Genomic DNA, 22,803 nt, shown 5'->3' with positions numbered 1-22,803 from the left:
GTGGAGAATATGCCGGCAAATATCAACACGCAAGCCCGCCATGGCGCACCCTGGGCTTTGGTTGTGGCTCTGTTGCTCGTGTATGTGGTCTGGGGCACGACGTACTTCGCCATCGGCATTGCATTGCAGACGATGCCGCCGTTGTTCATGAGCGCCATCCGCTTTCTGTGCGCGGGTGGCGTGATGTTGCTGGTGGCGTTGTGGCAGGGGCACGCGCTGCCCACGGCGGTGCAGTGGCGCAACTCGGCCATCGTTGGCGCCTTGATGGTGTTCCTGGCGATGAACCTGGTGGGCTTTGCGCAGAAGCTGGGCATCGGCTCGGGCCTCATGGCGACGGTGGTGACCACCATGCCGATGTGGCTGGCACTGTGGACTCACTGGGGTGGCGAGCGCGTGCCTGTCACCAGTTGGGCTGGCCTGGCGCTGGGTGTGGTCGGCGCGCTGTTGCTGGCTCTCGAAGGCGATTTCTCGACCACCTGGCTGGGTGCCTTGCTGGCCTTCGGCGCCCCGCTGTGCTGGAGCGTGGGCTCGTATGCCTCGCGCAAGCTGTCGCTGCCTGCGCCGGCCATGGCGGCAGCCGCGCAGTGGCTGGCGGGAGGGGCGATGGGACTGGTGGCGGCGCTGTTCTTCGAGCCATTGAGCGCGCTGGGGCAGGTCAGTGCGCGGTCGTGGGCGGCGTGGGTTTACTTGCTGGTGTTCGGCACGCTGGTGGCGCTCAATGCGTATCTGTGGCTGCTGCAGAACACGTCGGCGGCGCTGGCAGGGAGCTATTCGTTCGTGAACCCGGCGGTGGCGTTGCTGGTGGGGGTGGTGCTGGGGGGCGAGTTGCTCACGGGTTGGGTGTTTGCGGCGTTGCCGCTGATTGGCGCGGCGCTGGTGTTGATCCTTTACGGGAAATCGCTGCAGGCCTGGTGGGCGGGGCGAAAGGCTTCTTGGTGGCGAGTGCGCGCGGGGTAGCTGGTGCGCGGGGGCTCAAACCGTCGGGCTCTGCTTGTTGTGAAAGGGTGCCTCCCCCATACCGTGTGGGCAGAGCCTTTCGAAGCCCGGGTGCAGCCACCGCCCTGGAGCCAGGCGTGCAGCCCATCCGCGAGCCGCCCAGGTTTCGACAGGCTCAACCCGAACAGGTGGGGTGAGGCGCCCAGGTTTCGACAGGCTCAACCCGGACGGATAGAGGTCACGGGCCCTGTGCAGCGAGCCGCGAACGCTTCACTCCACCAGCGCCGCATACCGCCGTATCAACTGCGCCAGCGACTCCGCCCCCAATTTTGCAAACAGGTTGGCCCGGTGCGTCTCCACCGTGCGCGGCGACAGGGCCAGCGCCTTGCCGATCTCCTTGTTGGTCAGGCCCTCGACAATAAGGCCCAGCACCTCGTGCTCGCGCGCCGACAACTGTGCAAAACGCTCGCGCGCCTGCTGGTCGGCATGGTGGCGTTCGCGCGATCGCACGTGCTGGCGCACGGCGTTCTGCAGGGCCTCTATCAGCACTTCGTCATCGACGGGTTTTTCCAGAAACTCCGCCGCACCGGCCTTGAAGGCGCGGCGGCACATCTCCACGGTGCCGTGGCCGGTGAGCAAAATCATCGGCTGGTCCACGCCTTGGGCCAGTAGCTGCTCGAGCACCGTGAGACCGCTCATGCCCGGCATGCGCACATCGAGCACGATGGCGCCGATGCTGGCGCGGTCGAAGCCCGCCATGAACGACTGCGGGTCGGCCCAGGCTTGCACGCGCAGGCCCACGGTGCTGATGAGCAGGGCAAGGCCTTCGCGCACGGCGGCGTCGTCGTCCACCAGGTGGATCAGGGGGGACAGCGAAGTGGCGTTGTCGTTGGTGCTGATGATCATGGCATTGACGGCGGTGGTTGCACCGGCGCAGGCTGCGGGTTGGCTGTGGTCGGCGCCGCGGGCAGGGTCAGCACGAACTCCGCTCCGCGTTCGCTGGCCGACGACGGCTGTGGCGCCAGCACCAGGCTCGCGCCCATGGCCTGCGCCAGGCTCTCGCACAGCGTGAGGCCCAGCCCCAGGCCGCCGGTGCGCGTGGTGTAGAACGGTTCGAACAGGTGCGCACGCGCCTCGGGCGGGACGCCCGGGCCGTGGTCGCGCACCGACAGCGCCACGTGCGCGGCGTCCGGCATCCACAGGCGCAGTGCCAACCGGCGCTCTGGCTGCGGCACCTGGTCGAGCGCCTGCAGCGCGTTCATCAGCAGGTTGTGCACGATCTGCTGCAGGGCCACGGGCTCGGCCAGCACGGCGGGCAGGTCGGGTGCGACGGCCACCGTGGGGGCCACGCCGCGCTGCGCCATCTCGGGCTCCAGCAGGTGCAACACGTCCTGCACGGCTACCGCGGGGGGCAGCGACTGGGCCTGGCCCGCGAGGTCCGGGCGCTCGACCAGCCTGCGCAGGCGGCCGACCACGGCGGTGGCGCGGCGTGCCTGCTCCACCGCGCGGGACATGGCCGTCTGCGCGGTGGCGAGGTCCGGCGGTTCGTCGGCCAGCAGGCGCTGGGCGGCCTGCGTGCTGGACAACAGCGCGGTGAGCGGCTGGTTCAGTTCATGCGCCATGCCGGCCGCCAGCTCGCCCAGCGTGTTCAGCCGCGCCACCTGGCCCAGACGCAGCAGTTCCTCGGCCCGCTGGCGCGCAACGCGCTGGCGCCACCACGCCACGGCGCCGGCCCACAGCGCCGCGGTGAGCGCGCACCAGCCCAGCATGGCCAGCCAGGGCAATTCGGCCAGGCCCACCTTGCGCCGCGCCACCACGTCCAGCGGCTGGCTGGCCGCCGCCAGCAGCTTGTGGAATTCGTAGGACCAGCCCAGGCCGTCGGCCAGACGCCCGGGCTGTACGACGAAGACCGCGCCGCCGTGCTCCAGCGTGACGCGCACGGGGCTCGCCGCCATGTCCATCGGCCACTCATCCTGCGGGACGGTGGTGCGCAGGTCGATCTGCAGCGCATGGCTGGCGGGCGTGCTGCCCAGCACGAGGTAGAAGCGGCCGGCGGGCAGGTCCGGCAGCGCCATCTCCGGGTGGCCTGAGCGGCGCGATGCAGCCTCCGCCGCTGCCAGAGGGGTTTGCAGCGCCGCAGGCCAGGCGCCGTCGGCGGGCCTCTGCAGCACCGACAGGATCTGCGGGTACACCGACGGCAGGCGGGGAAGGGGGGCGGCTTGCGCAGCGGCGTCGCCGCCCATTGCGGCCGGGGGCTGCAGCAGGGCAAGGGTGGACATGACAGCATCGTGCTGCACCACCCGCTGGCTCAGCAGGCGGTGCACGATGCGGGCATCCGTCTCGAAGGCCGCGTGCAGCTGCGCAAGCCGTGCCGATGCGAGCCAGGCAGACCCCGCGCAGGCCACCAGCGCCCACAGCACCAGCGCGGCGAGATGCAGTCCTGCGAAGTGGCGGCGCCATGCCTTGGTCATGCCGTCGATTCTGGCATGGCGCACATCGCCCGGAGGGGGCGGGCATCGCGAAACGCCGGGCTCTCTGCGCAGCCTTCAGGCCGTTCTAAGATGGCGCTGGTGCAATGCCATGCCCACAGCCTGTGTGGAACTTGCCCTGGTGCCCCTGTCCATGACCTCTTCATCGCCTCCATCTTCCGTGCCGCCTTCCGCGCCCGCATCGAGCGCCTGGCTCACGCCGCGCAACCTGCTCTGGGCATCGGTGGGTGTCGCGGTGGTCACCATCGCCCTCAAGACCCTGGCCTGGGTGGTCACGGGCTCGGTCGGGTTGCTGTCCGATGCGATGGAGTCGTTCGTGAACCTGGCCAGCGCCATGTTCGCGCTGGCCATGGTGACCGTGGCTGCGCGGCCGGCCGATGACGACCACCCCTACGGCCACCACAAGGCCGAGTATTTCTCGTCAGGGTTCGAGGGCATCCTCATCGTGGGCGTGGCGGCGGGCATCCTGTGGGCGGCGGGGCACCGCCTGTTCGACCCGCAGCCCATCGAGCGGGTGGGTTGGGGCCTGGGGCTGTCCGTGCTCAGCTCGGCCCTCAACGGGCTGCTGGCCTGGGTGATGTTCCGCTCGGCGCGCGAGCACCGCTCCATCGCCCTGGAGGCCGATGCCCGCCATCTGGTCACCGATGTATGGACATCGGCCGGTGTGCTGGTGGGCATTGCGGGCGCGGCCCTCACGGGCTGGCTGTGGCTGGATGCGCTGGCGGCGATTGCCGTGGCGCTGAACATCCTGAAAGAAGGCGTGGAGCTGGTGTGGCGATCGTCCCAGGGCCTGATGGACTCGGCGGTGGAGCCCGAGGTGCAGGCCACCATCGACGCCACCCTGCAGCAATTCGTGCAGGCCCAGCCGCCGGGCGCGGTGCGCTTCGACCATGTCTCCACCCGGCGTGCGGGCCAGCGACAGTTTGTGGACATGCACCTGCACATGCCCGCGCATTGGACGCTGCGCCATGCCGCCGAACTGCGGGGCCAGGTGGAGCGTGCCCTGATGGCCGCCGTGCCTGGCCTGCGAGCCACCATCGAGCTGCTGCCCACCGATGTGGAAGCGCATTTTGACGACCCCAAGGATGAAATGAAGTGATCAGTGTCTTGCAGCGTGTGCGCGAAGCGCGGGTGGATGTGCAGGGGCAGACCGTGGGAGCCATCGGCCCGGGCCTGCTGGTGCTGGTGTGCGCCGAGCGTGGCGATACCGAGGCCGAGGCCGACAAGCTGCTGGCCAAGATCCTGAAGCTGCGCATCTTTTCCGACGCGGCGGGCAAGATGAACCAGAGCGTTCAGGACACGGGCGGCGGCCTGCTGCTGGTCAGCCAGTTCACGCTGGCGGCGGACACCACGGGTGGCAACCGGCCCAGCTTCACCCAGGCTGCGGCCCCCGACGAAGGGCGGCGCCTGTACGACTACGTGGTGGCCCGGGCCCGCGCCGCGCACCCGCAGGTGGCCACGGGCCAGTTCGCGGCGGACATGCAGGTGCACCTGGTCAATGACGGGCCGGTGACCATTCCGCTGCGCATCGCGCCTCGGGCTGCTGTTTGAGTGCCGTCCGTTGGCGGGTGGTGCCAGCGAGCTTGTCCGCGCCGCGACGGCAGGAGCTGCGCAATGCCTGTAGGCTCGGGCGCTTGCCCTCCCATTGCTGCACACCGTTGCAGGCACCGACCCCGTGACCGAAGCCGCCGCCGAGACTCCACCCGCCGAACTGCCGCCGCCACCGCGCGCCCTCTGGGTCATGTACCTTTGCCTGCTTTCGGCCTTTGCGCTGAGCCAGGCTTTTCGCACCGTGACCAGCATCATCGCCGCCGGCCTGCAGGCCGACTTCGGCATTTCGCCGGATTCGCTGGGTGCCTTTGCGGGCCTGTTCGGCCTGTCGTTCGGTGTCGCGCAACTGCTCATGGGCATCGGCATGGATTTGTACGGCCTGCGCCGCACGGTGCTCACGGCATTTCCGCTGGCGGCGGCGGGCGCAGCCCTGTCGGCCGCCGCACCCAGCTATGGCTGGCTGATGCTGGGGCAACTGCTCATCGGCGTGGGCTGCTCGCCGGCCTTCCTGGCCAGCACGGTGTTCATTGCGCGCCACTTTCCCGCCCAGCGGTTTGCCTTCTTCTCCGGGCTGGGCATGGGCATCGGTGGGCTGGGGCTCATCTTCACGGGCACGCCGCTTGCCTTCATGGTGCAGTACTGGGGCTGGCGCACGGGCTTTGCCGTGCTGGCGGTGCTGTCGCTGCTGGCGTGGCTGCTGATCTTCCTGCGCGTGCGCGAGCCCGCGCTGGCGCAGGCACTGGAGCGCCCGCGCGAGTCGTGGGGGCAGGCGGCCGGCCGCTTCGGCGCGCTGTTCAAGGTGCGGCACACCTGGGGCATCGTGATCCTGGGCATGTGCTGCTATGCGGCCTTCCTGACCTTGCGCGGCCTGTGGCTGGGGCCGCTGCTCATGGGGCGCTATGGGTTCACGCTGGTGCAAAGCGGCAACGTGGCGCTGGTGCTGTCGGTGATCTCGCTGTTCGTGCCCGCGCTGTTCGGCCGCGTGGACCCGGGGCCTGCGCGCCGGCGGCGCTGGATCACCAACTTCTCGCTGCTCATGGGCGGCCTGTTTCTGCTGATGGCCTTCTTGCACCATGCGGTGGCGAACGTGGTCTTGATCTTCCTCATGGGCCTGCTGTCCGGCTACGGCGTGTTGCAGTACGCGGATGTGCGCTCGTCCTACCCGGCCGAGATGACGGGGCGTGCGCTGTCGCTGTACACCATGTCCATGTTCATGGGCATCGCGTTGATGCAATGGCTCACGGGTCTGCTGGCCGCGTGGGCGCAGCGCCAGGGCCACGAGCCCTACCAGACGGTGATGATCTGCATCGCCTGCATGCTCGCGGCCGCATCGACGGCGTTTCGCTTCCTGCCGCGCTCACCGCTGCTGGCGCGCAGCGGCGGGTGATTCCGCAGGGTCGACTGGGCTGCCGGGCCGGTGCAGGTCAGAGCAGGCGTGTCTGCTGCGATGCACTGGCCGGCGGCCGCAGCCGTGCGAAGTGCAGCAGGTCGGCCAGCCTGGCGCCCTGGGCCTGCCACTCGGTCACGGTGTCCTGTGCCAGCAGAACGTAGTGCCAGGGCGGGCTGCCGCGCAGTGCGGGGGGGAGTGCGTTGATGCGCTCGCACCAGGCCACGGCGGCCTTCAGTTTGCGCTGTACGTTGGGGTGGACGGTTTGCTCCTGCGCCTTTGTTTCGGCCAGATAGACGGCGTCCGCAGTGCGCACGATGAAGTCGGGGGAGTAGAAGGCGGGCAGCCCGTCTTCCTTCACGTAGCGCAGCCGGGCGAAGGTGTGCCTGTTTTCGCTGATGCGGCAAAAGGCCAGCACGTGCGAGTCGGCCTGCGCCCAGTGGATGAAGGCGCGCTCCAGGCCGCCGCTGTGCGCTGGCCAGCCAAGGCGCGTATAGATGCATTTGCTCACCGCCACCGATTGGCTCTCGCGCACCATCAGCCGGGGCACTTCGCTGAGCAGGCGCAGGTGCACTTCGGTGTGCCCTGTCGTGTGCGCGTGCTCGGACTCGCGCAAGGCCATCGCAAAGACCTTGGTGATGTGGTCCACCACGGGTTGCAGCAGCAACACGCGCCAGCTCTCGCCCTCCAGGGGATTGAACGCGCCCGCGAACAGGGTTGTCCAGATGTAGTCATCCAGCCAGCCTGTCAGCTGCGATGTGTTCACTTGCAGGTACGGTCTGGCCAGGTGCGTGGCGATCCTGTTGTTTTTTGGCATGGGGTCGCTCAGCGCCTGGCTGACGCGCCGGGTCAGGCGCGACAGGTATTCGTTGTAGCCGCCCACGTTCATCACTGCACCATCCACCCGGTAGTCGCCAAACAAGGTAGCGCTTTGCAGGTCTTGCGAGATGAACGTGTCACCCTTGCCGAGCAAGCGGGCGAGCTGCTCCCCGTCCAAGGTGGTGAAGGGCGGCAGTGCAGTGACGTCCAAGCCCTCATGAGCATGGAGTTCTTCCGTTTCCTGCAGGATGAAGGGAATGCCGAAATCAAACAACTCGAAGCCATCGCGCAGCTCTGCCGCCGTCACATCGCCCGTGCTGGGGGTAACGTCGGTGTCGTCGCCCGTTGTGCCCGCCAGGCCCTCGTTGAGCAGGTCGTCGTAGAAGGTCTGGAACGCCGGGTGCTCCACGATGGACAGCACGTCGATCAGGCTGCCTGGCTCCTGCCCTGCATTGATGCGTTCGCGGTTCTCGCGCTTGAGGTCGGCGTATTCCGCATCGCGCCACATCAGTCGCAGGCCGCGCCCAATGGTCTGCTCCAAAAGGATTTGCGCCTGGCTGGAGCGCAGCGGCACGATGACGCAGATGTTGTTCACATCGAAGCCCTCGCGCAGCATCAGCACGCTGACGATCACACGCGGCGTGGCGTGGCTGTCCACGCTGAAAAGGCGCTCGCGCACGGGCGCCCAGTCCTTTTCGCCCAACTCGGCCTTCTTGCCGGAGTCGATGGTCATCACTTCATCGTCGCTCAGGCCCTCCTGGTTCTGCAGAAAGTCTGCCACCAGGGGCGACACGGTGGTGTCCTCGCACACCACCAGCATCTTGGGGTGGCGGTCCGGGTCCGTCCTGGCAAAGTCTGCTTCCAGCTTGCGCAGCTTCTTCAGGCCGGCGCGCAGCATCACGCGCTGGCCTTCGCTCAGTGTGGGGTTGCCCGATTCATCGCGCGTGGCCTTGAAATCCAGCGGCAGCGCGCCAACCTCCTTGCGCCGGTCCAGCACCAGCGACTTCACCAGCCCCGCGCGCATCGCGCTTTTCAGGTCGAAGTCCACCACGATGTGCGGGAAGTACAGCTTGCGCTTGTTTTTGCCGCTGCCCACGTCGTTGTAGGGCGTGGCCGAGAAGTCCATCTGCACAAAGCGCCGCCCCTTGGTGGCGGCAATGCGAGTCAGGCTCTTTTGCCATTCCACCTCGGTGGTTTCGCCCTCGCGCTTGAATTCGTGAATGTGGTGGGCCTCGTCGTTGAAGACCATCAGTTCGGGCAAGCCCGCCAGAAACTCCAGCACGTTGCCGCGCGCGTAGCGGCGGTCCAGAACGTCCAGGCTGTTGCCCGTGGCGCGGCCCGGGGTGAGCGGCAGCAAGGCGCCTACCACTGCATGCGGCTCCATCGGCGCCCCGGGGCGCTGCGCCTCGTCGATATCCGGGGCCATATCCTCCTCGGCCAGCAGGTGCCAGTTGGTGATGGCGATCATGCCGTTGCCGGTGGTTTTGAGGCCGATGTCCGCCTTGCTGCACACATTGCCGCGCACGAAGGCAAACACCGCCTCGCGGTGCGCCTCGGGCACGAACAGGTCTGCAAAGCTGAATATGTCCGACGTGGTGAAGTCACGCCCCGCATCACCCGCAGCCGGCTTGCCGCAGAAAGCGTCCAGAAGCCGTTCGTACACGATCAGCCCCGGCGCCACCACCATGAACTGGCGGGTAAACCGCGCATCGTTCAGCCCCGATTCCAGCGCCGCCGTCTTGTTCAGCAGCTGCCACACCATCAACGCCTGCATCACCCAGGTCTTGCCGGTGCCCGTGGCCATCTTGAAGCAGTACTTGGGATGCGCGTGTTTGCCGGAGGCCACTTCGTTCACGCCCATGCCGGTCCGAAGCGCATCCGGCGCGCAGGCCTGGTACAGATCCAGCAGCGTCCAGTTCTCGTGCTCCCGTCCCAGTACTTCGTGCGCCACGATGGCGTTCAGGATCGCCTGCTTTTGCCCGGCATGGAAGTTCAGCCCCCCGCTCCCGGTGGTGCCGCCACCCCGCGCCAGCACCATGTCTTCGCCAAACCACCACAGCAGCAAGTCGGCGGTGGTGGGCGTCACCCACTCCAGGATGTCCGCTGTGCCGGATTCCAGACCCCGGCACAGCTGCCGGGTCCTGGTGGTCAGGCCGGTGGCCAGGGCGAGTCGCTCGTCGGTGTGGGCGCTCATGGTGCTGCAGCCCCCACCGTAGCAACCACTTCGGCCTCGAAGCCAAACACGTCGACCACGCGGACACACACCTTGCGGGGGCCGGCCTTGGCCGGGGTCGTCACCACGGCTGCGGTGACCACATGCAAGGCATCGCCGTCGCTGGCCGTGTTGCCCCGGTAGTCTTGCCACACCGAGCGGAACACCTTGCCGTCGTAGTCGGGGTCCACAGCCCAGTATTCGATGAGTGCCAGCGGCTGGGCATTGGCAATCTGCTGCAGCCTGGTGCGGTTGGCATCGTCCAGGTTGATGGCTTCGGGCGAGAGCAGCACATAGTTCTTGAGCTGCACCGTCAGTGTTTCCTCTCCCGCTCCGTCCGCCCCGGCCGGGCTTGGCGAGGCCTGGCGGACAACGGGGTGGATCGTGAGGTACTGCAGCGACGAGAAGCGCACCTGGCCGCGCAACTTGTCGATGCCGCCCTTCTTCTTGAGCCGGTCCATCAGGTCGGGCGGGATGACCAGGACTTCCAGGCGCGAGTCGTTCAGCGCGGTGATGGTTTCGCCGATGCTGGGCTCGAAGTTCCAGCCCAGCACCACCACCCGGTCCCAGCCGCCCAGCAGGTTGTCACGCTGCGCAATCGCTTTTTTCAGCGTGGCCATGCCGGTGAGCTTGTTGGGAGAATCGGCCAGCACCAGTGTCTTGCTGCCCCGTCGGCCGCCGAACTCGAAGCCCGCGATCTGGCCCAGATTGCGCTGAGGGTTCACCTCGGCTGGCAGGGGCATGGCGCCATACAGAGACAGCACGATCTGCGACAGGTCGCCCATGCGGAAGTCGCGCCCCAGCGTGGCCTTGGCGGCTTCGAGCTGGTAGTCGCCGATGGCCTGGTAAAGAAACGGCTGGGCGTCCTGGTCGATCAGGCGCTTGCGCATGATCATGCAGGCGGGCTTGCCCAGGTCGGTGGTGATCCAGCGGCGCGCGGCTGCCGTGGAGTAGACGCTCTTGTTGCCGTCCTTGGCAACGCGCCGGCCCTCGGCCGCGGCGGCAAAGCTGCCACTGCCGCCGAAGAAATCCGCCACCAGGTCGCCCGGGTCGGACGACGCTTCCAGGATGCGTGCCACCAGTTCTATAGGCTTTTGCGTGCCGTAGCCCACCTGCTCCTGAGAGTGCGCGACGACGAACGGCACTTCCCACACGTCGTGCATCTGCACGCCCCGGCTGGGCTCTTCGGTGCGCACGGTGACCAGCCTTCCGCTGTCGTCCGGCAGGTTCACGCGCCGGGTGTTGCCGTGCACGGCAGCGGTCGAGGCGGCCAGTGGCTGGAAGAGCTGGTTGAACTTGTACTTGTCGGACTTGCGGTAGAAGTAGATCGTGTCGTGCATGCGCTGGAAGGTGCTGGCCGCAGCCGACCAGCGCTTGTACCACCAGCAGATTTCGTTCACGAAGTTGTCCTTGCCGAACACCTCGTCCATCACGAGCTTCACGTAGTGCCCCACGTGCCAATCCAGGTGCACGTAGATGGAGCCTGTGTCAGCCAGCAGTTCCCGCATCAGGATAAGCCGCGGCGTGATCATGGCCAGATAGGACGCCGTACCATCGCTCCAGGTGTCGGAATACGCGAACTGCTCGATCACGGTCGGCCGCTGTTCCAGCTCCAGGCCGGGTAGCGCCACCTTGGTGCGGTAGTCGGCCTTGCTGTCAAAAGGCGGGTCGATGTAGATCAGGTCCACCTTGCCGCGCAGGCTGGGCGAATGCGCATCGCCTGCCAGCAGCGCGGCCATGGCCAGCAGGTTGTCGCCGTAGACCAGGCGGTTGGTCCATGCGGCGCCGCTGCCGGCGTGCTGTTCCTGCCGGGCCTGGTGTTGAACCCAGTCCGTGGTGGCACTGGCCCTGGCGGGCAGTACCACCTCACGTGTCTGGAGGCTGACGCGAAAGCGACCCTCCAGTCCTTCCAGAATCTTTTCGGCTTCCTTGCGGCCCTGGGCCACGATCTCGGGGAGTTGTTCAAGCAGCGATTTGGGCATACGGCGTTGGCGGCCGTGCATGTCGGCGGCGGCCGGTTGGGTTATTCAATCAACAAATGATTGAATTGATTGTGCAACAAGAAGTTGATGGCCAATTCAACTGCAGCTTTACGGTCGCACCATGGACAACAAGCTGGAGTTTGCCGACCGATTGCGTGCCGCGATGACGCAGGCAGGGCTGGAGCCGCGCCCTGGGGTGCTGCTGGGCCTGTTCAATGGCAGATACTGGGGCCGCTCGGTCACCTTCCAGGCGGTGTCGCGCTGGCTCAAGGGCGAGGCGATCCCCGCGCAGGACAAGCTGGTGGTGTTGGCCGAGCTGTTGAAGGTCGAGCCCGAAGTGCTGCGCTTTGGCACCAGCGTGCGCCATGCCGTGCAGGAGCACCGCGAGCGCTGGCAGGTGGGCGTGGGCTACCTGGAGCGCGAGACTTTCGACGCTTTCCTGCAACTGCCCGCACCCCAGCGCAAGCTGGTACGCGAGATCATCCTGACCTTCGCCAAGGTCTATCCAGCGGAGCCTCCCGCCTCGGAAGGCGGGCCGAGCAAGCCGCCTGGCGGCAGGTCGCGCGCCTAACTGGCGCTTCTTCGCGGGCAACCCTTCCGGGGGGCGCGATCATCCGCGCCTGGCCTCCTGCTATTGCCGCCAGAAGAACAAACCCGCCATCACGAGGCCCGTGGCGACGATGCCCCAGCGCAGCACCGGCGCGGGCAGTCGCCGCGCCACGCGCGCGCCACCGTAGCCGCCGAGGGTGGCGGCGACCATCATCATCAGCGCCTGGGGCCACAGCACCACCCCGCCCGCTGCGTAGATGGCCACCGCAATGGCGGTGAGCAGCGCGGAGACCCAGTTCTTGAGCCCGTTCATGGCGTTCAGGCGGGTTTGCCCCAGCAGGCCGAACAGCGCCAGCAGCAGGATGCCCAGGCCGCCGTTGAAGTAGCCGCCGTACGCCGCCACGGCCAGCAGGCCCACGGTGGCCTTGGCAGCCGACGGCGTACCGCCTGCGAGCTTGCTGCGCAGCCAGGGTCCGAAGGCAAACAGCGCGGTGGCGGCCAGCAGCAGCCAGGGCACCACGCGGCGGAAGGTGGCGTCGGGCGTGACGAGCAGCAGCGCCGCCCCCGCCGCGCCGCCGATGAGCGAGAGCACCACCAGCAGCCGCATCGACAGCCCCGGCGGCGGTGCGGTGTCCTCCCGAAAGCCCCAGGCCCCGGCGATGTAGCCCGGCAGCAGCGCCACTGTACCCGTGGCATTGGCCACCACAGGCGGCACGCCGGTGAAGACCAGCGCGGGCAGGGTGAGGAAACTGCCGCCTCCGGCCACGGCATTGAGGGCGCCGGCCATGAAAGCGGCGGTGAGCAGCAGTGCGGTTTCGAGCATGGTTTCTCTGCGGTCGGGCGCAGGCGCCACGGGGCGTTTGAAACCTCGATCTTATGTGCGCAATTCGAACATTTTGCGCTTGATTATGTTCAAAAAAGTATGAACTGATGTGCAGGCCACCCCGGCACGGTGCTCCGCCGGCGTGCAGATGTCGATGGGCTTCGAGGCCGCACGCCGGTGGCGATTCCGGCCTGCAATCAGTACATGTAGACCGCGCCAACGCTGGGGGTCGGGCCGAGCGTGGGCAGGACAGGCGCCCCCGAGTTGTCTGCCTGGTCGCCCTGGACCGTGCTGGCGGTGCTGTCCTCGCTGGTGGCGCCCACTGCCAGGGTGGTTCCGTCACCAGACAGGGCAACGCTGGCGCCGAAGAGATCGCCTGCATCGGTGTTGCTGGCCTTGAGGTAGGAGCGCTGGGTCCAGGTGTCGCCGCTTCGCTGGTAGACGTAGGCTGCGCCCGCGCCGTCTGCGGTGTTGTCAGCCTGCTTGCCGTTGATGCCCCTGGCGCTGCTGGCTTCTCCCATCGCGCCGACGGCCAGCGTGTTGCCGTCGGCGGAAAGCGCCAGGCTCGAACCGTACCATTGGCCCATGCCGGTATTGCTGGACTTGAGATAGGCCTGCTGGCTCCACGCCCCCGCACTGCGCGTGAACAGGTAGGCGGCGCCGGCGCGCGCCAGGGTGCGTTCACCCTGCGGCTTGTTGACGCCCGTGCCCGACGCCGTCTCCTCCTGGGCACCCACCGCCAGGGTATCCCCGTTGGCCGACAGCGCCACCTTGCCGCCGAAGGCATCGCCGGACCCCGGGTTGGACGCCTTGACGTAGGCCTGCTGGCTCCATTCGCCGCTGCGCTGCGTGAACATGTAGACCGCCCCCGCGTAGTTGGCGGACGTGTCATCCTGATTGCCGTTGACGCCCGGTGAGCCCCCGTTTTCGAACGGAGCGCCGACCGCCAGGGTCAGGCCGTCGCCAGCCAGCGCGACGGATGCGCCAAAGCGCAGCCCGAAAGGGCCCCGCGTATTGCTGGCTTTCAGGTAGGCGCGGTGGGTCCAGGTGGCTTCCGGGGTGTCGCCGCTGTCGGTGCTCGGGATACTGCGCGCGTAGGTGTACACGGCGCCTGCCAGCTCCAGCGAGCTGTCCTGCTGGTCGCCGTTGACGCCGGTTGCATTGCTGCGGTCGCCCGGTGCGCCCACGGCCAGCAAGGCACCATCGGCCGACAGGGCCACGCTGGTGCCGAACGCCTGTGGCGCGCGCACGTAGCGGCCCATGATGTCGGTGTTGTACACGGCTTGGGCGAGGGTGTTGCTGGCCTTGATGTAGGCCTCTTGCCGCCATATCCGGTTGAACGGACTCTGGAAGCTCTTGAACACATACACGGCGCCTGCTCCCTGGGTCTGGGTGTTGGCGGAGTTGCCGTTCACCCCCCGCGCGCTGCTGGTCTCGCCGGGGGCGCCCACCACCAGCACGGTGCCGTCGGCCGACAGGGCGAGGCTGGTGCCGAAGCGGGGGCCGTTGTCGAGATAGCCCTGGACGTCATAGGCGCGGTTGTTGCTGGCCTTGAGGTAGCCAGTCTGTACCCAGACGGGCGCCCGGGTGGCGCGGCTGAACACGTAGACGGCGCCTGCGTTGACGATCGAGTCGTTGGCGAAGTCGCAGCCAGAGTCCGTGGTGACGGCCGCGATGCAGGTGGCATTGCTGCGCTCGCCGGGCGCGCCCACGGCCATGGTCAGTCCATTGGAGGACAGCGCCACGGCGCTGCCGAATGCGTCCCCCTTGCCGCTGTTGCTCGCCTTGAAGTAGCCGATCGCCTGGGCGATGTCGGGGGTGAGCGCGGCCGTGAAGGGGCCGCATCCGCTGGCGTCGCAAGCGCGCACGCGGTAGGTGGCGTTCACACGCTCGTGCAGCAGCTTGTTCTGCAAATCAACCGCATATGAAGTGCTCGGCGTCTGGGCGATCTGCGCTTCGGGCAAGGGCCCGCTGGCGCCGTCGGGGTCTTCGAAAAGCTCGTAGCGCGTGGCGCTTGCGCTGGCATTCCAGGTGAAAAGATAGCCCTTGGTCCTTGTGCCGGGGCTCGCTTCAAAGCCCGCCGGAGCTGGCGGGCCGGACGCCTCGGGACTGCCCGAGCCGCCACCGCAGGCGGCCAGTGCCAGGGGCAAGGCAAGCAGCAGCGCGCTGCGGTATGGACGGGACGGGGCCATGGGTTCCTTTCGATGTGCTGGTGTCAACGCCTGCAAGGGTAGCGGCGTGCCGCGTGCCGAGCCGCCCCATCGACCGGGGCCGCCCGCCTTGCACATGGACACTCAAAAAAAACCTGGAGTGCTGCAGGCCTTGTCATGCGGCCTCTGCCAGCGCTGCGGTCGCTCTCTTTCCAGAATCCCGCTCCCTGCTTTCCCTGAAGTTTTTACACCATTCGGTAAAAAAACCAAAGATACGAGTTGCTTGCTTCTTCTGGCGTGAGTCAGGGGTTTTGGCGGCGCATTTTCACTGGTCGCCATAGGGGTCGGCGAACCCCATCTCCTGCAGGATGGCGGTCTCGTACGACTCCATCTCGTCGGCGTCGGCCTCGCTGGTCTCGTGGTCCCAGCCCTGGGCATGCAGTGTGCCGTGCACCAGCATGTGGGCATAGTGCTCCTCCAGGCTTTTGTTCTGCTCTATCGCCTCGCGCTCGATCACCGGCGCGCACAGCACCAGGTCGGCCGTCACCAACGGCTCCTGCGTGTAGTCGAAGGTCAGCACATTGGTGGCGTAGTCCTTCTTGCGGAATTCGTGGTTGAGCTGCCGGCCTTCTTCGGTGCCCACGATGCGCACGGTGATCTCGGCGTCGGTGGCGAGGGCATGGCGGATCCAGCGGGCGACCTTGTGCCGGGGCAGCACGGCGCGGTGGGCGGCCAGTTCATCGAAGCGGCCGAACTGGAGCGACAGGGACAGTTGATTCAGGGGCATTTGTATCGTTTTTGGCCGCCAGCGCTTTAACAGTAAGCGCGGAATGCTATCAAAAAATGAGCGTCAGTCGCGGCTGCGGGGTGCGGGTGCGCGCCGGGGCGCGTCGTACGCGTCCACGATGCGCGCGACCAGCGGGTGGCGCACCACGTCGGCGGTGGTGAAGCGCGTCACCGAGATGCCCTTGACGCGCTTGAGCACGCGCTCGGCGTCGATCAGTCCGCTCATCGCGCCCTTGGGCAGGTCGATCTGGCTCACGTCGCCCGTGACCACGGCCTTGGCGCCGAATCCGATGCGGGTGAGGAACATCTTCATCTGCTCGGGCGTGGTGTTCTGCGCTTCGTCCAGGATCACGAAGGCATTGTTCAGCGTGCGCCCGCGCATGAAGGCCAGCGGCGCGATCTCCAGCGCATTGCGCTCGAAAGCCTTCATGACCTTGTCGTAGCCCATCAGCTCGTACAGCGCGTCGTACAGGGGGCGCAGGTACGGGTCCACCTTCTGGGCCAGGTCGCCGGGCAGAAAACCCAGGCGCTCGCCGGCCTCCACGGCCGGGCGGGTCAGCACGATGCGCTGCACCGCGCTGCGCTCCAGCGCATCGACGGCACTGGCCACCGCGAGATACGTCTTGCCGGTACCGGCCGGGCCGATGCCGAAGGTGATGTCGTGGCTGGCGATGTTCTCGAGGTACAGGCTCTGCGTGGGCGTGCGGCCGCGCAGGTCGGCGCGCCGGGTGTTGAGCACGATGGCGCCCTCGGGCGCCTCCACCAGCGCCGTGTCGCCCGCGAGCATCAGCTGCAGGTAGTCCTCGGTCACGGGCCGGTCGGCCATTTCGTACAGCGCCTGCAAAAGCTCCATGGCCTGCGTGGCCTTGGCCTTGGGGCCGTCGATCTTGAACTGCTCATGGCGGTGCGCGATGCTGACCCCGAGCGCCTCCTCGATGGTGCGCAAATGGACATCTGCCGGCCCGCACAAGTGGGTGAGCCGCAGGTTGTTGTGGGGGGTGAATGTGTGGCGCAAGATCACGCGGATAATTCCCGTCAGTCAACCAAAAACATGGGAAGACGGCGTGGCGGCAGGGCCGTGCGCCGGCAAAGGACATCAATGATAGGCAAATTGACCGGCACCCTGCTGGAGAAGAACCCCCCCGAGGTGCTGCTGGACTGCCACGGCGTGGGCTACGAGGTGAACGTGCCCATGAGCACCTTCTACAACCTGCCCGCCGTGGGCGAGCGCGTGAGCCTGCTCACCCAGTTCATCGTCCGCGAAGATGCCCAGCTGCTCTACGGCTTTGCCACGGCGCCCGAGCGCCAGGCGTTTCGCGAGCTCATCAAGATCTCGGGCGTGGGGCCGCGCACGGCGCTGTCCATCCTGTCGGGCATGGGTGTGGCAGACCTGGCGCAGGCGATCTCGCTGCAGGAGGCGGGGCGGCTGGTCAAGGTGCCGGGCATCGGCAAGAAGACGGCCGAGCGCCTGCTGCTGGAGCTCAAGGGCAAGCTGGGCGCTGACATCGGCGCAACACATGGCGCGGCGGCGAGCGACAACCAGGCGGATATCCTGCAGGCCTTGCTGGCCTTGGGCTATAACGACAAGGAAGCTGCTGCGGCGCTCAAGGCGCTGCCCGCGGATGTGGGAGTGAGTGACGGGATCAAGCTGGCGCTCAAGGCGCTGGCCAAATAACCATAAACCATATTTTCTAAGGGTGAGGTACGGCGATGGACATGAATCAGAGCGCACGCTTGACGAGGTTGTTGGCCGCCACGGCTGCTGCTGTGGTGATGGCGGGTTGCGGCGGCGGCGGGAACGACACCGCTGCGACTCCTGCGCCTGAGCCCACGCCGGCTCCCGCGCCAGCACCCACCCCTGCGCCGCCCCCCGCCCCCGTGCCCGCTCCGCCCGCGATTGACCGGGTCGAGCCTTTCGACACCGGAGGCGCTGCCATCAAGAGCGCCGTGGCCGTGCAGCGTGCGGTGCCTGCCGGCCGGGACTTTGCCCGTGTGTCTCTGGGCCCGGTGGCCAGTGGCGCCCTGCCCAAGAAGGTGACGGCGCTGGGCGCCTCCGAGCCGCAGATCGGCGTGGCGCGCAACCTCCCGGCGCTGGCCAGGGAGTCCGACCTGTCGGCCCAGCTCCGCTGGACAGACACCGGGCGTGGCACGCGCGCGGCCGCATTCAGCGTTTCGTCGGAAGGCGCCAAGGGCGTGCGGCTGGGCATTCTGGTGCGCGGGCTGCCCAGCGGCGCCGTGCTGCGCTTTTATGCGCAGGCCGGCGGTGACGCCCTGCAGGTCACCGCCGAGCAGGTGATGGCCGCCATCGAGCGCAACCTGCAGGCCGGCACGCCCGACGAGGCCGCGCACACCTACTGGAGCCCCGAATTCGGCGGCGCGGAGACCACCGTGGAGGTCGAGATTCCCGCTGCCGCTGCCACGTCGAGCGTGAAACTGGCCGTCCCCCGGCTGTCGCACTACGTGGTCTCGCCCGAGGAGGCCGAGGTCCGGAGCATGGCCAAGGTGGGCGAGGCCGGCAGCTGCGAAGTGGATGCGATGTGCAAGCCCGAGGTCCTGAGCCAGAGCCGCTCCGTGGTGCGGATGCTCTTCGTGCGGGACGGCAACAGCTACCTGTGTTCCGGCACGCTGCTCAACGATGCCAAGTCCAGCCAGACGCCGTACCTGCTGAGCGCCAACCACTGCATCTCCAGCCAGGCCGAGGCTTCCTCGCTGATGACCGACTGGTTCTACCGCTCGTCGGCCTGCAACTCGGGCGTGACCAGCGCGAGCGCGCAGCGGCGAATTGGCGGCGCAACCCTGCTGCATTCCGCCGCCGCCACCGACACCTCCTTCATGCGGATGAACGAAGCGCCGCCGGAAGGGGTGGTCTACGCCGGCTCCTACTTCGGCGCGCTGGAGACGGGCCGCACCCTGGTGGGCGTGCACCACCCCAAGGGCGACCTGCAGAAATTCAGCTCGGGCACCATGGTCCAGTTCGCCACCTGCTCGAGCGAGCTGTGCTATCCGAGCGACGCGGCGGAAGGCACCTTCCTGACGATGTCGTGGAAAGAGGGCGTGACCGAAGGCGGCAGCAGCGGCTCTGCCGTGTTCCACGCCCTGGGCGACAAGCGCTATGTGGTGGGGCAGTTGTACGGCGGCGCTTCCAGCTGCCAGGTCCCGGGGGGGCACGACCAGTACGGCCGCCTGGACGTGGCCTACCGCAGCGCGCTCAAGCAGTGGCTGACGCCTTGAGGGAGCGGAGCGCAGATCTCGCATGACCATTCAGACCGACGACTTCGCCCCCGCGCCTGCCAGGCGCGTCGTCTCCGCAGCCCCGGCCTCCCCGCAGGAAGAAGCCATCGAGCGCGCCCTGCGGCCCAAGCTGCTGCAGGAGTACGTGGGGCAGGCCAAGGCGCGCGAGCAATTGGAGATCTTCATCGGCGCGGCCAAAAAGCGCTCCGAGGCGCTTGACCACGTGCTGCTGTTCGGCCCGCCGGGGCTGGGCAAGACCACGCTGTCGCACATCATCGCGGCCGAGCTGGGGGTGAACCTGCGCCAGACCAGCGGCCCCGTGCTCGAAAAGCCCAAGGACCTGGCCGCGCTGCTGACCAACCTGGAAAAGAACGACGTTCTCTTCATCGACGAGATCCACCGCCTGTCGCCCGTGGTCGAGGAAATCCTCTACCCGGCGCTCGAGGACTACCAGATCGACATCATGATCGGTGAAGGGCCGGCGGCGCGCAGCATCAAGCTCGACCTGCAGCCCTTCACCCTCGTGGGCGCCACCACGCGCGCCGGCATGCTGACCAACCCGCTGCGCGACCGCTTCGGCATCGTGGCGCGGCTGGAGTTCTACACATCGGAAGAACTGGCGCACATCGTCAGGCGCAGCGCCGGGCTGCTGGGCGCGCCCATGGACGAAGACGGCGGCTTCGAGATCGCCCGGCGCTCGCGCGGCACGCCGCGCATCGCCAACCGCCTGCTGCGGCGGGTGCGCGACTACGCCGAGGTCAAGGGCAACGGCCGTATCACCAAGACCATCGCGGACAAGGCGCTCGCCATGCTCGACGTGGATCCGCAAGGTTTTGACGTCATGGACCGCAAGCTGCTAGAAGCCGTGATCCACCGCTTCGACGGCGGCCCTGTGGGGCTGGACAACATCGCCGCCAGCATCGGCGAAGAATCCGGCACCATCGAGGACGTCATAGAGCCCTACCTCATCCAGCAGGGTTTTTTGCAGCGCACGCCGCGCGGGCGCATCGCCACGCTGGCGGCGTTCCGGCACCTGGGCGTGGCGCCGCCCAGCGCGGGTGCGCCGGGGCTGTTTGGGGCCTGAGCCGCCTCCGTTCCGTGACGTCTCATCCCTCTCCCCACGGCCGCCCAGGCGGCACGCCCTGTCATGGCACCACCGCGCAAGCCCAACAAGAAGAACGACCGCCGCAGCCAGCTCCGTGCCGAAGCCCGGGCGCGCGCCGCGCGGGGCGGGGTCGGCTCTGACGGGCCGGAGCGGTCGCCCGAGCAACACTTCCTGAGGTCCTGCGCATGGGCCTTGCTGGCGGGCACGGTGGCGCTGCATGCGCTGGGCGCGCTCGTGTACGGGCAGCTCTCGGTGTTCATGCTGGAGGGCTTTGCCGACCTGCGCGGCCGCGTGGCCGTGTGCGGCGCGATCGCCGAAGCCGCCCTGGCCGCCGGCCTGATGCTGCACCTCATCGACCGGCAACGGCTGGGCAGGACGACTGCCGAGTGGTCACACCGCATGCTGGTCGGGCGCGCCAGCGCATACGTCCTGTCCGCCGTGCTGGTGCCCGTGACATTCGTGCTGGCGATGGTGGACAAGCCGCGCATTTCGATGGACCTGCCCCTCCAGCGCTGGCCGGGGCTGGGGCCGCAATCGGAATGGCTGCTCGCTCCCTTGCCCTGGGCCTGGCATTGGCTGCTGCCGGTGGCGAGCGACCGCTTTCAGGGCTTGTCGGTGGTCGGCGCCCTGTTGGCGGGTTGCCTGGGTGTGTGGTGCACGGCAGGCACCACCAAGCGATGGCGCACCGGGTATGCGTTCTATGGCCTGGCGTGTGTGCTGACAGGGTTCTGGGCGCTGGGCGGCGCCGTCTACCACTACACCGCAGGGCGGGGCTTGATCGCGGTGCAGGAGCCCGTCATGGTCGCCCTGCTGCAGGCGCGGCCCGGCTGGTACAACGCCGACACGCTGCTGTGGCTGCTCAGTGGGGGCGTTTTCACCCTGGCAGGCGCACTGTTCATTGCGGGTGCGGTGTATGTTCCGTCCGCAGCCCTGGCCCGCACGTGGTCGCACTAGCCCCGGCGCAAGCAGGCACCGCGACCGGCAGGCCGCCCGCTGCCCCGGCCTCCGGCACAGGCACCGAAGCTGCAGTCGCAGTCGCTGCCTTCAACACCCCCGCCACGATGCACGCCTGCGCCGCGTAGTAGGTGGCCAGCACCCACACCTGCGACCACGGCAGGGGCGAGACGAAGCGGTGCGTGGCCAAGAGCGAGTCGCTGAGCATGAAGAACGCGGCCCCCACCGCCACCAGCACCGCTGCCCCGTCGCGCAGCACGCTGGCCCGCCCGATGGCCTGCGCCGCCATCAGCGCAATCACCAGCACATACGCGGCCACAGGCCCCCGCAGCGCGGCCGGCAGCCCGCCCGCCCACAGGAAGGCGTACATCGCCATGCCCACACCCAGCGTGGCCGCCAGCGCCCCCCGGTGCGCAAACCACCGCTGCCCCTGCTTGAACAGCGCCACGTAAAACAGGTGGGCCACCAGAAAGCTCACCAGCCCGGGGATGAAGAAGCCCTCGAACATCAGGAACACATCGCCCGCCAGCGACCCCGCCAGCGCGGCACCCAGTAGCAACCATGTTTTTGGATGAAATCGGCCTCTTCGCGCCGACTGGTAAGCGCTGGCAGCTACCAAAAATATAGCAATAACCATCGTCAACGGCTTGAACACCCAGTGCCACTGCACGAACCCCAGCGCGCTGGTGGCCGTGGCCAGCGCGCCGCTTTGCAGCACCAGCGCCATCAGCATGCCGATGCGCCCCTGCATCGCCGCACCCAGCGCCCACTGCGCGACCAGCAGCGTGGCGAACCACACCGCGTTCTCGGCCAGCGGCGCGCTGTCGGCCTGCCACAGGAAGGCCGCCACGCCGCCGAGCATCAGCGCGAACTGCACCAGCGCAAACCACTGCAGCGTGCGCGACATCGGCGGGTGGTACAGCTGCATCTGCGACATGCTGAACGCGGGCTTGGGAAAACGCTCGGCCACATCGGCCGGCCGCCAGCCCGGGGGCTTGATCCACACGCGTACCTTGTCAGCCCAGCTGCGCGCATGCCAGCTGTCGTGCGCCAGGCCTGCATACACCTGGGCGTTGGCCCACAGAGGGTCCCAGCTGTTGAGCAGGCCGCGCGTGCCGTACACGCAGCGGTCCTGGTCGTCCTCGTCCTTGAAGGTGCCGAACAGCCGGTCCCATACGATGAGGACGCCGCCATAGTTCTTGTCCAGATAGGCGTCGTTCACCGCGTGGTGCACGCGGTGGTTGCTGGGGCTGCAGAACCAGCGGTCGAACCAGCCGAGGCGGCCCACCTGCTCGGTGTGCACCCAGAACTGGTAGAGCAGGTCGATGAGCGCCACCACGGCGAACACCAGCGGCGGCACGCCCGCCAGCGCCATGGGCACGTAGAACACCCAGCCCAGCAGCGCGCCCGAGCTGGTCTGGCGAAGCGCGGTGGACAGGTTGTAGTCCTGGCTCTGGTGGTGCACCGCATGCGCCGCCCACAGCACCGCCGACTCGTGCCCCATGCGGTGCAGCCAGTAGTAGCAAAAATCGTAGAACACCAGCGCCAGCACCCAGCCCGGCAGGCTGGTCCAGAACGCGTCGTTGCGCCACAGGGCCATGTGCTCGAACAGCGCGGTGTAGATGCCGATGCGCAACAGCCGCGTGAACACCGCGCTGGTCTGGCTCAGCATGCCCAGGCTGATGCTGCTGACCGCATCGGCCAGGCGGTAGGTGTTGCGCTGCCTTTTGTAGCCGACCGCCAGCTCGATGGCGATCAGCAGGAAGAAGACGGGCGTGGCAAGGACGATGATCTGGCTGGGGCTCATGGGGGACACCAAAATGTCCGCC

The 22,803-nt window shown here is 67.8% G+C and carries 18 protein-coding genes; 9 read left to right on the top strand and 9 right to left on the bottom strand.

Annotated features, from left to right (window positions below):
• The first annotated feature begins 9 nt into the window (after positions 1-9).
• Complete coding sequence (locus KW835_RS14365) at positions 10-957, top strand: EamA family transporter (protein WP_218383488.1); 948 nt, start codon at positions 10-12, stop codon at positions 955-957.
• A 249-nt stretch (positions 958-1,206) separates the two neighbouring features.
• Here the strand turns inward: KW835_RS14365 and KW835_RS14360 are convergent, their stop codons facing one another.
• Together KW835_RS14360 and KW835_RS14355 are read right to left on the bottom strand one after the other, a co-directional pair.
• On the bottom strand, positions 1,207-1,842 hold the full coding sequence (locus tag KW835_RS14360) for a response regulator transcription factor (protein WP_218383486.1): 636 nt from the start codon (positions 1,840-1,842) through the stop codon (positions 1,207-1,209).
• On the bottom strand, positions 1,839-3,407 hold the full coding sequence (locus KW835_RS14355; protein ID WP_218383485.1) for an ATP-binding protein: 1,569 nt from the start codon (positions 3,405-3,407) through the stop codon (positions 1,839-1,841). The genes KW835_RS14360 and KW835_RS14355 overlap by 4 nt, the downstream gene beginning before the upstream one ends.
• Positions 3,408-3,558: 151 nt before the next feature.
• Here KW835_RS14355 and KW835_RS14350 point away from each other — a divergent pair, with 151 nt between their 5' ends.
• The 3 genes from KW835_RS14350 to KW835_RS14340 all read left to right on the top strand — a co-directional run bounded on the left by KW835_RS14350 (position 3,559) and on the right by KW835_RS14340 (position 6,363).
• The gene (locus tag KW835_RS14350; protein WP_218383762.1) at positions 3,559-4,524 is read left to right on the top strand and encodes a cation diffusion facilitator family transporter; all 966 of its coding nucleotides are present in this window, start codon (positions 3,559-3,561) and stop codon (positions 4,522-4,524) included.
• Entirely contained in the window at positions 4,521-4,976 is a 456-nt protein-coding gene (gene dtd, locus KW835_RS14345; RefSeq protein ID WP_218383483.1) for a D-aminoacyl-tRNA deacylase, read from the top strand. Before KW835_RS14350 ends, dtd begins: the two co-directional genes overlap by 4 nt.
• A gap of 190 nt (positions 4,977-5,166) precedes the next feature.
• Entirely contained in the window at positions 5,167-6,363 is a 1,197-nt protein-coding gene (locus tag KW835_RS14340; protein WP_218383761.1) for an MFS transporter, read from the top strand.
• A 37-nt stretch (positions 6,364-6,400) separates the two neighbouring features.
• Here KW835_RS14340 and KW835_RS14335 read toward each other — a convergent pair whose 3' ends face one another.
• Positions 6,401-9,376, bottom strand: coding sequence for a DEAD/DEAH box helicase family protein (locus KW835_RS14335; protein WP_218383482.1), 2,976 nt, complete (start codon positions 9,374-9,376; stop codon positions 6,401-6,403).
• Positions 9,373-11,376, bottom strand: a complete 2,004-nt coding sequence (locus KW835_RS14330; RefSeq protein ID WP_218383480.1) for a DNA methyltransferase — start codon at positions 11,374-11,376, stop codon at positions 9,373-9,375. Before KW835_RS14330 ends, KW835_RS14335 begins: the two co-directional genes overlap by 4 nt.
• Positions 11,377-11,497: 121 nt before the next feature.
• Here KW835_RS14330 and KW835_RS14325 point away from each other — a divergent pair, with 121 nt between their 5' ends.
• A complete protein-coding gene (locus KW835_RS14325) occupies positions 11,498-11,947 on the top strand; it encodes a helix-turn-helix domain-containing protein (protein WP_218383479.1) in 450 nt (149 codons plus the stop codon).
• A gap of 60 nt (positions 11,948-12,007) precedes the next feature.
• On the opposite strand, the gene KW835_RS14320 is transcribed toward KW835_RS14325, so the two are convergent.
• From KW835_RS14320 to KW835_RS14305, 4 genes are all read right to left on the bottom strand, one after another.
• Positions 12,008-12,748, bottom strand: a complete 741-nt coding sequence (locus KW835_RS14320; RefSeq protein WP_218383477.1) for a sulfite exporter TauE/SafE family protein — start codon at positions 12,746-12,748, stop codon at positions 12,008-12,010.
• Between the two features lie 197 nt (positions 12,749-12,945).
• Positions 12,946-14,940 carry an FG-GAP repeat protein gene (locus KW835_RS14315; protein WP_218383473.1) on the bottom strand — a complete coding sequence of 665 codons (1,995 nt, stop codon included), beginning with the start codon at positions 14,938-14,940 and terminating at the stop codon, positions 12,946-12,948.
• Between the two features lie 283 nt (positions 14,941-15,223).
• Positions 15,224-15,685 (bottom strand): rRNA maturation RNase YbeY, encoded by a 462-nt coding sequence (gene ybeY / locus KW835_RS14310; protein ID WP_218383468.1) that lies wholly within the window; start codon positions 15,683-15,685, stop codon positions 15,224-15,226.
• A 63-nt stretch (positions 15,686-15,748) separates the two neighbouring features.
• Complete coding sequence (locus KW835_RS14305) at positions 15,749-16,705, bottom strand: PhoH family protein (protein ID WP_218383466.1); 957 nt, start codon at positions 16,703-16,705, stop codon at positions 15,749-15,751.
• A gap of 78 nt (positions 16,706-16,783) precedes the next feature.
• On the opposite strand from KW835_RS14305, the gene ruvA reads away from it, so the two are divergent.
• The 4 genes from ruvA to KW835_RS14285 all read left to right on the top strand — a co-directional run bounded on the left by ruvA (position 16,784) and on the right by KW835_RS14285 (position 20,974).
• A complete protein-coding gene (ruvA, locus tag KW835_RS14300) occupies positions 16,784-17,359 on the top strand; it encodes a Holliday junction branch migration protein RuvA (RefSeq protein ID WP_218383464.1) in 576 nt (191 codons plus the stop codon).
• Between the two features lie 41 nt (positions 17,360-17,400).
• Complete coding sequence (locus tag KW835_RS14295) at positions 17,401-18,915, top strand: serine protease (RefSeq protein WP_218383463.1); 1,515 nt, start codon at positions 17,401-17,403, stop codon at positions 18,913-18,915.
• Positions 18,916-18,937: 22 nt separating this feature from the next.
• A complete protein-coding gene (ruvB, locus tag KW835_RS14290) occupies positions 18,938-19,999 on the top strand; it encodes a Holliday junction branch migration DNA helicase RuvB (RefSeq protein WP_218383459.1) in 1,062 nt (353 codons plus the stop codon).
• 63 nt (positions 20,000-20,062) lie between these two features.
• Positions 20,063-20,974: a hypothetical protein gene (locus KW835_RS14285; RefSeq protein WP_218383457.1), complete on the top strand. Its 912-nt coding sequence runs from the start codon at positions 20,063-20,065 to the stop codon at positions 20,972-20,974.
• Here KW835_RS14285 and KW835_RS14280 read toward each other — a convergent pair.
• Positions 20,916-22,781 (bottom strand): lysoplasmalogenase family protein, encoded by a 1,866-nt coding sequence (locus KW835_RS14280; protein WP_218383455.1) that lies wholly within the window; start codon positions 22,779-22,781, stop codon positions 20,916-20,918. The genes KW835_RS14285 and KW835_RS14280 overlap by 59 nt on opposite strands.
• Positions 22,782-22,803: the final 22 nt, after the last annotated feature.

It is taken from the genome of Acidovorax sp. sic0104 (assembly GCF_019219095.1).
Classification (GTDB): Bacteria; Pseudomonadota; Gammaproteobacteria; order Burkholderiales; family Burkholderiaceae_C; genus Acidovorax.
The sequence above is the reverse complement of the archived record's forward strand: the minus strand, read 5'-3'. Positions and strand labels throughout refer to the sequence as shown.